7 protein-coding genes are annotated in these 12961 nt (G+C 58.6%); 1 reads left to right on the top strand and 6 read right to left on the bottom strand.

Annotation, left to right across the window (positions count from 1 at the left end; all coding sequences use genetic code 11):
- Window positions 1-77: 77 nt before the first annotated feature.
- Complete coding sequence (locus CL546_RS02435; RefSeq protein ID WP_290492843.1) at window positions 78-5660, bottom strand: alpha-2-macroglobulin family protein; 5583 nt, start codon at window positions 5658-5660, stop codon at window positions 78-80.
- 191 nt (window positions 5661-5851) lie between these two features.
- Between CL546_RS02435 and CL546_RS02440 the strand changes: the two genes are divergently transcribed.
- The gene (locus CL546_RS02440; protein ID WP_290492845.1) at window positions 5852-6937 is read left to right on the top strand and encodes a DUF3080 family protein; all 1086 of its coding nucleotides are present in this window, start codon (window positions 5852-5854) and stop codon (window positions 6935-6937) included.
- 243 nt (window positions 6938-7180) lie between these two features.
- Here CL546_RS02440 and pelG read toward each other — a convergent pair whose 3' ends face one another.
- Genes pelG through CL546_RS02465 form a run of 5 tightly spaced genes read right to left on the bottom strand, consistent with a single transcriptional unit; the run spans window position 7181 to window position 12958 of the window.
- Window positions 7181-8551 carry an exopolysaccharide Pel transporter PelG gene (gene pelG / locus CL546_RS02445; protein ID WP_290492847.1) on the bottom strand — a complete coding sequence of 457 codons (1371 nt, stop codon included), beginning with the start codon at window positions 8549-8551 and terminating at the stop codon, window positions 7181-7183.
- Window positions 8551-10119 (bottom strand): GT4 family glycosyltransferase PelF, encoded by a 1569-nt coding sequence (gene pelF, locus CL546_RS02450; RefSeq protein WP_290492848.1) that lies wholly within the window; start codon window positions 10117-10119, stop codon window positions 8551-8553. Before pelF ends, pelG begins: the two co-directional genes overlap by 1 nt.
- Window positions 10097-11107: a hypothetical protein gene (locus tag CL546_RS02455; protein ID WP_290492849.1), complete on the bottom strand. Its 1011-nt coding sequence runs from the start codon at window positions 11105-11107 to the stop codon at window positions 10097-10099. Before CL546_RS02455 ends, pelF begins: the two co-directional genes overlap by 23 nt.
- A complete protein-coding gene (locus CL546_RS02460; RefSeq protein WP_290492851.1) occupies window positions 11100-12434 on the bottom strand; it encodes a PelD GGDEF domain-containing protein in 1335 nt (444 codons plus the stop codon). The genes CL546_RS02455 and CL546_RS02460 overlap by 8 nt, the downstream gene beginning before the upstream one ends.
- The gene (locus tag CL546_RS02465) at window positions 12434-12958 is read right to left on the bottom strand and encodes a hypothetical protein (RefSeq protein WP_007150665.1); all 525 of its coding nucleotides are present in this window, start codon (window positions 12956-12958) and stop codon (window positions 12434-12436) included. Before CL546_RS02465 ends, CL546_RS02460 begins: the two co-directional genes overlap by 1 nt.
- Between the last annotated feature and the right edge of the window lie 3 nt (window positions 12959-12961).

Here is a 12961-nt window from a genome sequence, read left to right on the forward strand (position 1 = left end):
GGCCGGATGTCGGGTTACGGCTACGCCTAACACGACCTACACATCAAGACGCGCTTCCCCGAAGGCCGTAATCCGGTCTACTCACGCTTCACCTCAATCCATTGCCCTTTACTGCGGGCCTGGCGGGTGCCGTCGTACATGGCTTCCACGTTCCAGGCGGGCAGATAGAAGCGGCCAGCGAAGGAGGCATTGAGGGCCACGCGAACGGTGAGCTTGTGCTTGCTACCCGGTTTCAGATCGAAGTAATGCATCACCCGATCGTCGCGCAAATCCTGGTAAGTCACCCGCTCCTGGTCCTCGGCACTGCCATCCAGGCGGCTGCTGGTGATCTGCCAGCCCGAAGGAAGAATCTGGGTAAGCGCCAGGTTTTCCAGGGTGCGGTTGCCGGTGTTGGTAACGGTGACTTCGGCCACAAAATCCTGCCCCTGGGGCAGGCTGGCCGGGTTCACCGGTTTACCATCGACCAGAAAGCGCGTAGTCAGGCTGAGCCCTTCGCTGCTGGCCTGCTCGTTACCGGGCAGCGGTGTACCGGTATTACTCAAGGTGACGAACAGTTTGCGTTCGCTGTCGTTGCGGACACTGAAAGCCTGCACCGCTTCGCTATCGTTCAGGGTCTGGCGATAAACCGGCGAGGTGACCGCTATTTCCTGCCAAGCCTGCTTGCCTTCGCGGATCGCAAACTGATAGCCCTGCTCATCGCTCTGGCTACCCGCGTAGCGCGCCATGGCCATCAGTGACCAGGCCGTTGTCTGGGTGCTGTACCAGTGATCGGCAGACAGCTGGCTGGCGATGTCCTGCGCCAGCGTCCAGGCCTCGGCGGTATCACCGCGAGCATCAGCCACGGTGAGGCGTATAGCCTGGTCGCGAAGCAAGGAGCCATAGGTGTAGCTGGCGCCATCGTATTCCAGATCCGCGGCCGCGTTGACGGTGAGTTCCGCCGCCACGTCAGTCAGACCCATTTGCAGGTAGGCGGCAGCCAACAGCCAGCGGCCACTGTGATAGCTGGCACTGCGCAGGTAATCCGGCCGCGCCATTTGCAACCGCTCACGCAGCCGGTTCATGGCTCCCACCTGCGGTTTACCGGCCAACGCCAGGGTGTACTGGCGATAGGCTTCCGCGCTCCACTGCCAGGGACGATCGCCCAGACTCTGGCTGCGACGGATCTGATAGGCCGTCCAGTTTTCCAGCATGGTGGCGGGCACCGCGTAGCCAAGCCGCTTGGCTTCCAGCAGGAAGTGACCGGCATAGCTGGTGCCCCAGTCACTGGCATTGGCCAGGCCGGGCCAGTAGCTGAAGCCCCCATCGGCCAACTGGAAACGTTTGAGCCGTTCAATACCAGCGGTCACGTTGTCCTGCACGTCCTGCTTTTGTTGCTCGCTCAGCTGCAGTAACTGATTCAGGTACAACTGCGGCAACACCGACGAGGTGGTCTGCTCGATACATCCGTGCGGGTAACGCAACAGATAGTCCAGCCGGCGCTCCAGGCCCATGGCGGGCAAGGCACTGACCACCACGGTGCTGCTATTGGTGCCGGCAATGCCATGGGGCTGCGATTCCAGCGCCCAGATGTCACCGGCCGCCAGCACCTTGCGGGTATCGCGGGTGGTGGGCGGGTTAGCCGCACGCACCGGCAGGTGCACGGTTTCGGAAGTGCGGTGTTTGCCGCTTTTCGCGGTGACCGTAATCTCGCCAGTGCCCACCTGCTCCCTGGCGGTGATTTTCAGCATGGCAATCTGATCGGACGGGCCGGTGAAGGTCAATGTGGCCTTGCCCTGCTCTACCTCAAACAGGTCTTCATCGGCATTCACGGTCAGGGTGACTTTTTTCAGGCTGTCATCCGTGACGAATACGGTCACCGGCAGCGACACGCTTTCACCCGGGCCCAGTACCCGCGGCAAAGTGCTCAGCACGGTGAGCGGCTGGGTGACAGTGATATCCTGCTCGGCCTTGCCGTAGGCGCCGTTGTCACCGGCCACTACCATGGCCCGCACCTGGCCCATGTACGGCGGCAAGGTGATGTCGTGATTAGCGGTTTCATTGGCGTCCAGCGTGAACGGACCCAGGAACTTCACCACCGGCGGGAAACGCCGACGCTGTTTTTCCCGGCCATCGTCAGCCCCGTCAGAGCCGCCCAGTGCCAGCAGCTGATCCAGTTCTGCCCCGTAGGCTCCCACCACCATGTCGAACAAATCCCAGGTCAGCACGCCCAGGGCTTCGCGACGATAGAAGCTGTCGTGGGGATCCGGGGTCCGGTAGTTGGTCAGGCCAAGCAGGCCTTCATCCACCAGCGCCAGGGTGTAGGTCATCGGTTTTCCCTGCTTTTCACTGACCTTCACGGTAAAGGTGTCTTCGGGTTTCACCTTGTCCGGGGCGCTCACTTGCGGGGCAAGACGGGTATTCGGGTCATCCACCAACAGCGGCACCAACCCATAAAGACGGATAGGCCGGTCGTTGTTGCGACCGCTGTGCGGTTGTAGCAGCGCCACGTGCACATAGACATTGGGCGCCATGTTGGCGGTGATGGGGATATCCAGGGTTTGCGCTTCACCATTGGCGGGCAGCCAGTAGTGATCCAGTACCCGTGAGCCGGTTTCCAGGCTCACCAACAGGCGGCCTTTGGCCACGGCCGGCAGCTCGATATGAGCGATGTCGCCAACCGCATAGCGATCTTGATCTGCGGACAGAGAAAGACGTGTGGCCGCATCCTGGCTACCGCTGGCCTGGTCCCAGCTCCAGCCCAGGTACACGATTTGTGCGGTGCAGTGATCGCTTTGTCGGTCACAGATGCGAATCAGATGACGGCCCCAGTCGTAGTCTTCACCGTTCAGGTTCCACTGGGCGCGGCCTTCTGCATCGGTGGTGATCTGCGCCTCGGCCACACGTTTGGTGTTCGGGTCGCTAATGTAGTTACTCAGATCATCGCCGGCCCGGTCCCACCACCAGCGCCAATCAATCTGGTAGACACTGATATCCAGAGGCCGACTGGCGTCGGGCTTGCCGTCGCTGTCCAGGCTGATCAGGTCGATGGCATGCAGGCCTTCACGGGACAGTGCCCCGCCCCAGCCGCTGCCTTCAGGGATGCGCATGCCGACCCAATGCTTGAACGGGTACACCGGCACGCTGCGAATCTGGGTACTGTAATCGCCGCTGTTTTCAAACACGCGGGTCGTCAGGGTGGCACGCAGCATGCCCGGGGTTTGCTCCACATTCACGGTGAGCGGCACGGTGGCGTTGCCCTTCGCATCCACATTGCCATCAAAAGCCGTAAAGGGTTCGCTGCTGAGCTTGCGAGTGGGATCGTCGAAGTGATAAGCGTCGTAACCAGTGAAACGGGTGGTGCGCGCACTCACACGCACTTTCATGTCGGCTTCCAAATTGGCAGCGGTGGCGCCGTTAAGCCACTGGGTAAATAACCCAATGTTAGTGGCTTCGTTGGTGTAAAGCGTCTCCGGCAGATCCAGTTCGATTTTCAGCCGGTTGGGTTTGATCGCTTCCACCCGGATCGGGGTATCAAAATAGCGTTGCCCCAGCCGAGCCACGGCCCGCCAGTTGCCGGTGGGCGCGTCCTCTTCAGTGTCTAGTGTAAAGGCATAAAAATCGCCCACCGGTTTGTCCAGCGTATAGCTTTTCACCTTGTTGCCACGGGGATCGAACCAGTCAAGCGTCAGTGGGTGGCCGTCGGGGATAGTGTTGTCCTGGTCTTCCAGAATAAAGGTCAGGTGAATGTCATCACCGGGGCGCCACACATCCCGTTCGCCGTAGAAGAAGCCTTTCAGTCCATCGCGCACCTGCTGTCCACCAGTGTTGAACTGGTTGGTGGGCAAGGCCCGGTTGCGGGCCAGTTTCAGGTAGCCGTTGTCCCGATCCTTGACCGCTTCCAGGTAATACGCGCTGCCATCCAGTGTCAGGCTGGCCATGCCCTCGGCATCGGTGAGCCCCATACCGACTTGCTGCAATTGGTAGTTATAGGCCTTGAGCACCACGTCTTCGGCGGGGGTGTTGCTGTCTAGCTCGGTGGCCACTACCAGCAGGGTATCGTTCTGGCCACGCTTGGCGATCAGCCCCAGGTTGGAGGCCAGAAAGGCGCGGGTGCTGCTGGCCAGATCATTGTATTCATAGTAACTGTCGGAGCAGGGATTATCTTTTTCGTACCAGCTCAGATAACCGCCATCGATGTAATAGTTTTCGTAAAGATCATTGCCGCCATCATCTTGACCGGGGCCTTCATAGCTGTCCGGCAAAGTGGTTTTTTTCTTCAGGGCGCCATCCGGGCAGCTGTAGTTAATGTCGTCGCCATCAATGGCCAAGGTCAGATGCACCAGGCCGTTGGGGTGTTTGGCCATCAACTCGGTAAGATCCAGCTGATAGCGCTGCCAGCCATCACCGCTGCCCGGCAAGGTCAGGGTTTTCTGCCACAGGTAACGGCCGCTGCGAGAGTCCATGTCCGCTTCATTCAGCTCGCTGCCCTGCAGATAACGGCCGATGTTGTCATCGAATACCCGGAACGCTTGCACCTTCACCGAGCGCACACCCACGGCTTCAAACGGCACGCTCAATTGCTTGCCATTGGGCAGAATGGTGCCCTCACCCACAAAGCGCACACCGGGTTTGTTGGTCATCAGGGTGACGGTTTTTTCCAGTTTCTCGGCCAGGCGGCCCTGGCTGGCAGAACGCAGGCTCCCGTCGATCACCAGTTCCACGTCGTCTTCCAGGTCATCCTGCGGATAAATGCGCAGAGTGCTGCCATCCACTTCCACTCGCGGCGCCTTGCCATTCAACGTGACCAGCCCTTTCAGGTTCTGGGTGGCTTGCAAGGCTTCGGAGAAATTCACCTGAACGTGGGGCTGGGGGTAACTGACCGCTCGCACATTGGTCACTGCGAAGTTTTTCAGGGCGGGTACGGTGTAGTGGCGGCGGCCGCTATTGTCCACCCCCAGAGGCGCCGCATCCCAGCTCAGCAACACCTCACTGCCCTGTTGTTCGCGGGCAATCCCGGCGACAGAAAAGGCATGGCGCAGACCGGCGCTATCATGCTGCCAGGCAATCGTCAGGGCGTTGTCGTTCTGGCTGGCATTCAGCACCGCTTCCACCCTGGCTTGATCCGCCAGATCCCGGGTCTCCAGACTGCCGCGCAGTACCATTTCGCCACCATCGTCCGTGGGCAAAAGGGACTCCACCGTCAGGCTCAACTGCTGGCGCAGCACCTGCAGGGAGAATTCAGCGGGACTCAAGGCATTATCCACATTGGCCAGCCCCTGGGCATACAGCACCAGAGTCAGCGACTCCCCGCCAGGTAACGGCTCGGCGGGGCGAATTTCCAGCCGGTCTTCGGCGGTAAACACCGCCGTAACAGCCCGTTCCGGCAGCAACCGCGCGACGCCGGATTGAGGCTTGTCGAGTTGATCGGGAGTCGCCACCGGGTGATTAAAACGCACAACCAGAGGCGCCCGGGCACTGATGGTGCCGGCCGGCAAGGCTGCCAGATGGGTTTGCCAGCGGTCATCCAGCGGGGAGACGGCAGGGGCGGTCTCACTCTGCTCTGCAACAGCGCCGTTACTTTCCCCCTTTCCCGAGGTGTCACCCGTATCATCACAGGCCGCCACCAGCAGCACGGACCACAACATCAAGAGACGAAAAACCGACAAACCCCGACTTGGCATGAGACCCTTCCTTGGCAAAATGATTAACGTGGGAAACATACCACAGACGTGGGACCTGCGTTCGACGATAGTCGCAACTATCACATCAACAAATCGCGCAGAGACCAGGCCGCACACTCAGAAAAAAGATTCGGTACCAGTGGCTAAGCACGCGGCGCACAGCGGTAAGCAACAGCATCCAGGGGATGGATTTGGCAGCAAGGATAAAAACGGTTTTCCTAATCATTGCGGCGGTTTTTCTGGTGGCATTCACCTTGTGGTGGCTAATGCCCGGCAACGACAGCGAGGCCCGCTGGGAGGATTATCTCTCACGCCTGGCGCGGCTTTCACAACAGGCCGTTCCTGAACGGGCACCCCTGCCGATAATGCCCTACCCCGGCAACCGGGAACTGCACCAACCGATCCCCGAGCATCGGGTCGACATGCTCGATTATCTGGAACTGCGCCACTGCAACTTGATGTCGTTGATCAGCGAACGCAATAGCGTGCTCGGCAAGCTGCAGGCCGACTCGCTGCGATTCAAACATGAAGTGACTTTTATCCGCCGTGCCCGCCAATGCCTGGCCAGCAACAAGCTGGACAATCAGGCGCTGGTTACCCTGCTTGAACAAGTGGTCACCGAGAAGCAGGCGGCGCTACCCGCCCTGTACTGGAATGCACTGGTGGCCAGCGCGGAGTTTCGTCAGTTTTTCAGCCAGTCGCCCTCTGCCATGGCCGGCGACAGCCAGGCAGCGCTGCTAAGCCTGGAGCAACTGGCCCAGTCTCCCTTTCAGGGCGAGGCCCTGCCAAGCCCGGAGCAATTGTTCGGGCTGGAAGCCCGCTTGCAGCAAATCGCCCACAGTCAGGCCGGCGGGCAATTACTGCGACGGCTGGCGCTGGCACTGCGAGAGCTGGAACGCGGCAATATTCTGCTCGAAAGTATCGATCCGGTGACGCTCTGCCCCAAAGGACGGCCCACGCCTCGAGCCCGAAAACTGCGTAATGTGCTGGACAACATCTGGGGCAGCCAGGTGCAACAGGCCCTGGCAGACGCACAGCGCCAGCGAAAGCAACTGGCCAACGCCCTGACGAAGATAGAAGCATTGCTGGCCCCCACTCTCCCTGCTTTTGCACAGTGGCAGGACCATTATTTTTCCAATACAGGCCTGCAAAGCCAGTTAAACCGGGCGCTCAAGCACCATGTCTCGCTCTGGCAGGCGCGCCTGCGGCAATGCGACCTGATGCCTGATGGCGGGCAAAAACTGAACGATAGTGCAAATATTGGCCTAGAAGGCTAAACAAAAAGTCTGCAAAGCGAATGCTTGCGAGAACAGTTGTCCACATACTTCGGGGTGTCGGTGAGTCCCATTCACCGGCTCCGGAGTTTTACTCCGTGATAGCTCTCCCGAGCCAAACTATTCACGGCGCCTTTTGGCGCCGTTTTTTTTTGCCGCTCTGCGGCCGCCACACGCTTCACGCAGCATGCAACACGCTTTCTATAAACCCGCTGTGGCCAGGGAGGCCGAATTAGATCCCGCCTATCAATTAAGCATAAAGGTGGAATATTCCAGTTCCGCCATTTTGCGGCTCACCAGCCACAGGCCAAGCAGCACACACACGGCCAACGCCAACAAAAACCCAAAGCCAAAGAACTGGGGCCCCAGGTACAGGCTGATGCCGGTAAAGATCACATTGAGCACAAAGAACAGCCCCGTCAGCAGGACCAGTACGCGGCGCTGATCCAGATAACAGAACACGTTGATGATGGCGAGAAAGACCACCTGCAGCGCGGTGGCGATCAATTGCACCTTGAGCAGCGGCAGGTACAGTTCCGAAATGCCCAAAGCGTTAAAGATCTGCGCACCGGCCACCATGATCACCAGCGCCGAGATCGCCTGAATCTTGAGAATCTGGAAGATGCCCTGGCGGATAACGAACACCATCTGGTTGCGCATGTCTTCGATATAGGACAACGACCCGCCTTCACGAACCGCATCATAAAAGTTGGAATAATACTCCACGAAGTCCGTTTCCATACGCACCAGAAATACAGCCATGCCCGGGATCAGCGACAGGTAGGACAGGAATACCGGAATGTCGTAGATCAACGAGGCACGCAGCGGCCCAATCACGTCGCTACCGGTGCCGTCGTAAAACCAGAACATGGCCTTGTCCGCCCACACCCCGGCATTATAGAAAAATCCCACCAGCATCAGGCTGGGGTACAGGTATTTTTTGCCGAACATGTCGAACGAGACGATGCTCTCGGCCGGGTAGCCTCGCACAATCAGTACCAGCATCCCCGCTAACAGGGTCACCTGCCCCAACAAAAACCCCAGCAGCAGCCCATCCAGGTCCAGAAAGCGCAGCATCAAGGCACCCAGCACCGTAATGGTGTAGCCCAGGGCGTAGAGCAACAGAATCGCCTTGTACTGCTTCATGCCGGACAGAAAGACCGTGGCAATCCAGATATTACTCAACACCACAAAACAGGCGATCAGCAACACCCGGAACAGCACACTTTGCCCGGGAAACAGGAACATGGCCGCCGGCAACGCCAGCACGCCAGAGATAACCGTCACCAACACCGTAACGCCACCAAAATTGGGCAGAATCAGGTCTTCACGGTCCTCGAACGAGCGGTCCGCACAGAAGCGGGTAAAGGCCAGCTGCACTGTGCCGGTGAGAATCAAACTGATCGCAATCAGGTAGGTCACCGTCACCTGAAACTGTGTGACCGAGGCATCCGGCACCACCATACCCAGACTGAAGATACCGATAATCAGGATACCGATAATCGACAACACCCAGGGGCCGGAGCTGATTACACCGGCATAGGCATAGGCCCGAATCAGGCCAAGCAGGGTGTCCTTGCGTAGTAATCGACGCAGTTCAAAACCAATGCCGGCCATTAGTGGCGTCCCTCCCGGCGACGATTGTTGCTTTCTTGCGGGCCGGCTGCGTCGGTGTCCCCCACCAGCGACTGGTACAGATCACGGTAAGCACCAAACATCATTTCCTGGGTGTACAGGTTCTCCACCCGGCGAATACCCGCCTGCTGCGCCTGGTGCCAGGCATCCTTGTCTTTCAATAGCGAGGCAACCGCATTGCCCAACGCTTCCGGGTCGGCAATGCCCACCACTTCGCCCGCTTTTCCATAGGCCCGATCGGCTTCGCCCAGGCCTTCAATCAGCTGACGGCAAGACCCCACATCCGTGGAAACGGCCGGCACCCCGGCGGCAAAGCCTTCCAGCAAGACCAGCGGTAACGCCTCACTGATGGAGCTGAGCACGATCACGCCCACTTTCGGTAACAGCTCATCAATTTTCTGGAAGCCCAGAAACTTCACATTCTTTTCCAGCCCCAGGCTGGCCACCAAACCGTGGCACTCCTTGGCGTATTCCTTGTCCTCATCTTCCGGGCCGGCAATCCAGCCTTCCGCGTCTGGCAATACATTGACCAGGGTACGCATGGCACGCAGAAAGGTTTTCACATCTTTGATGGGCACCACACGACCAATCAGGCAAGCCACCGGAGGAATGGCTTCCCCGCGGGCCGCACGGACTTTCTGCATCCGCGGCAAGTCGATGCCATTGGGAATGTTCAGGGTGCGGTCCGGGGGAGCGCCATCTTCCATTTGCCGCTCACGGTTGCGCTCATAAAGCGCCACAATCCGGTCCGATGCCTGGTAGCACTCACGCCCCAGCTCGGTGAAAAAATTCACCCATTTTTCGCGAAAATAAGCCATCTCCGCATTGTTCTTTTCCACCAGGCCGCGGTTATCGCTTATCCATTCGCTCTGGAACAGGTCGATCTTGCGCTCCTTGGTATAAATACCATGCTCGGACAGCAACAACGGCTTGCCGGTGCGGCGCTTGAGCATGGCACCGAGAAAACCCGCATAGCCGGTAGAAATGGTGTGATACATCTTCGCCGGCAACAGGTTGTCGGCAATATCGTTAAGCACCCAGATGGGCGAATGCATGATGCGGATGGTCCAGAAATAATCCACAAAGGACGGGTCACGGCTGAACTCGCGGTACGATTCAGCAATGTAATCCCAGCTGGCCCGGCTGTGCAGGAAAGATTCTTCGGAATAATCCTCGCCTTCCCCCAGGTGCGTGACAATGCGGCTGAACAGCTCGCTGCGCTCCCGGGAATGAATGCCGTCTTTCACCATTTCATGGAAACGCCGCAGATCGGCATAGGCCTTGCGATTGCCCTTGAAGGAACGCTTTTGTGCCCCCCGCTGAAAATTGTGCAGGTAATGCACTTCCAGGTGCACCACGTTATCCGGCAGCTCATATTTCATGTCGCCGTAGTCTTCCGGGCGACTGCCCACAAAACAGCAGGCAAAGGTATATTCGGGAAAACCACGAATAATCTGGTTTACCCAACTGGACACGCCGCCACTCACATAAGGGAAAGTGCCTTCCAGTAATAAACAGATATCGGCGCTATCCGCCCGTGGCAGGCTCATAGGCCCTCCAGAATTCAACGGATTTATTGAGCTGGGTGAACTGGCTGTCATCGGTAATTTCACGCATCAGCAGCCGCACCAGCGGTATTTGCCGACGTTGCAGCGCAATTTCCGCAAGCCAGGGGTTCACTTTCGCAGCGGACAAGCCAAGACGACGGGCAAAGGTCATGGATTGGTGTGCTTCACCGATTTCCCCCTGGTTTAACTGGATGCGCCCGCGCAGCAACCACAAGCCGGCATCTTCCGGCGCTTCCATCAAGCCCATGTCCGCATAGAATGCCGCCCGTTCCAGCGTCAGGGTACGGATATCCCCGCGCACCAGGTCCTGATAATTCAGCTCCCAATACAGCTCGGCCAAGCGACGGGCCAAACGGTAGCGGCGCGACTCCTTGGCCCGCTCCAACAGATGCAGGGCGCGTTCAATGTCCCGGGTAATTTCCTTTTCTTTCTGATCAAGAATCCCGTAGGCCAGTAGCCGTAAATCCTCAAAGGAATCCCCCAGGGTATGGCGTAACAAATTGCCGGTTACCTTGGCGGGCATATCCTTGAGCACCAACATGCCCTGCACCCGCAGGGCATTGGGCGCCCTTGATGTGGTTAGCAGGCTTTTCAGATCGATTTGCCGAAAACCGGCCGCGTTATTGACCTGCACCGGGGTAAAATAGGGCTGGTCCACCAGCCCGAATGGCTTGTCCCGAAACAACGCCGGCAGCCAGATACCCAAAGCGACCCCACCAAGAATGGTGACCAGCCCCACCGCCGGAATAAAAAACGCAAAGGAAAAAATCAGCACCCAGGAAAGAATCTTTGGTGTTCTGAAACGTGGCGGCAGCAGCCCCCAGGCCACAACAGACAGCAATGCCGATGCCAACCCGTGAGAGAACAGGTACAGCACGAACAGGGACAGGTCTGCCTGTCTGCTCAGCAGCAACAGCAGGGAGGCTATCTCCGCGCTGACCGCGTAAATAAGCAGTTTGAGACTAGACACCCGCGGCCTCCAACAGCTCGGCTACCTGCTCCATTGCCTCACGCTGATCCAGGTGACGGTAATAGAACTGCACCCCGGCCTGACGCAGGCTCATGAAGGCATACTCGTCTGCCAGCCATTTCTCGGTGCGTAACACAAAGCCTTCCAGACTGGATTCCCCGGTCATCGGCATCATGATCATCAGCGCGTTGTCGTTTACCCACCAGGCCAGATCCAGGCTACGCAAACCACGCGCCAATGCATCCAGAATCAGCCCCGCCTGCTCGCTGTCATCGGCGACAAACAAAGTGAGCGAGGTATCCACCCGGCTGCCCTCGCGCAGACGTACCAGCGCGGCCAACTCACTGGCAATCCGGAATGGCATGGTGGGCCAGCGATCCAGCATGTCATCCACTTCATCGCCTGCATGCACCACGTCCGCGTAGAAGTTGAGCAGTACCGACAGCAACTGCAGATTTTCATAATTGATGGACAGGAATGGCAAACGCTCGATGACCATCACCCCGATCAAGGCGCCACCACTGTTGATAATGGGGGCCGCAACCAGGTACTGACCATGGTAATGACTGTCGTGATCGTGCTGCTGAATATGGGCGAGGAGCCGGTTGTCCAGCGCGTGCTGGAGCAAATCATTGTCGCGCTCCAGCGGACGGTTCTCCCCCAGCTTTGCGGCGGGCTCATCATCGATTACGCCATCCACCACCCGGTAAAGCGCGGCACGTTGCAGCTGGCAATATTCTGCCAACATGTGGATCAGATCATCCGCCGCCGGAAGGCGCACCTTGTCACTTTCATCCAGGGTCAGATCACGTAACCGCACCAGCGCATCGCGCACGGTATACGGCTTAATCAGCAGATTTTCTTCCAACCGGTCGTGGGAGAGACGCAACAGCACATACCGCTGTGTCAGGTTCTGCAAGCGCTCCAGTGCATAGCTGGCGGCACTGTCTGCGCGCATCAGCTTAACGCGCCACATATCCGCAAACTCACCGCAAATAAGGGTAATCACGAAACCACCAAGCATAGTGGATTCAGGAAACTCCATCCCTGGATAGAAGCCCAGGGCGGTCAGCACAAACCAGCTGGCCACCAGGCACAGCATGCCGAATACCCCGAGCAAACTGCCATAACGCAGCGCCAGCAAGATCGGCACCAGCAACACCCAGCGGAAGGTCCCGATGAGCGTCAGCGGATCCTCCTCACGCAGCCACAACCCCATGGCAACGGCCAACGCCATCAGAATCACTGCTTCGCACAGCGACCACAGCACTCTTGGCTCGGGCATGAACAGCCCCGCCAATTTGCCGTTGCTGATGCGTTCAAGCATTACTGCACCACCGGAGCGAGCAATTTATCGATGACTTTCTGCCCGGTTTCACTGAGCGACTGGCGTGCCCAGCCGGCCCGCGAGCCGGTGCCGCTGTAGACGATACGGCCTGCCGGCAACTCACGAATTTCGATCATCACCCCCACCGCAGGCTCACCATCGACACCGGTTTTATAGCGCCATTCGTGTACTACCCCGCTCACCACATACTGGGCCGATTGTGAGGCAACCCACTGGTTCATTTTCTTGCGATTGGCCGCCGAGGTGCCTTCAAACAACACCCCTTCATTATCGCTTTCCGGGTAGCGGGTTACGTTATTCACGCCATGGCGGTACAGCACGGATTCGACAATGGACGCCGCCCGTAAACCCGCCTGGGGAGTCGCGGTACGGTTCACCATCGGCAGAACCAGCCAGTTGCCCTCACCGGACAGTTCCACATCCTGGCTGCTGCGAACATGGGTACACCCGGCCAGCACGGTGGCTAACAGCAAGGTTCCCAGTAGCGGAATGCTCAGTCTCATTGG

It is taken from the genome of Alcanivorax sp., from assembly GCF_002726155.1.
Lineage (GTDB): Bacteria > Pseudomonadota > Gammaproteobacteria > Pseudomonadales > Alcanivoracaceae > Alcanivorax.

Bases quoted from the DNA above. Each gene is read 5' to 3' on its own strand.
- CL546_RS02465 (WP_007150665.1), bottom strand. From the start codon at position 12,958: ATGAGACTGAGCATTCCGCTACTGGGAACCTTGCTGTTAGCCACCGTG.
- CL546_RS02435 (WP_290492843.1), bottom strand. From the start codon at position 5,660: ATGCCAAGTCGGGGTTTGTCGGTTTTTCGTCTCTTGATGTTGTGGTCC.
- pelF (WP_290492848.1), bottom strand. From the start codon at position 10,119: ATGAGCCTGCCACGGGCGGATAGCGCCGATATCTGTTTATTACTGGAA.
- CL546_RS02460 (WP_290492851.1), bottom strand. From the start codon at position 12,434: ATGCTTGAACGCATCAGCAACGGCAAATTGGCGGGGCTGTTCATGCCC.
- pelG (WP_290492847.1), bottom strand. From the start codon at position 8,551: ATGGCCGGCATTGGTTTTGAACTGCGTCGATTACTACGCAAGGACACC.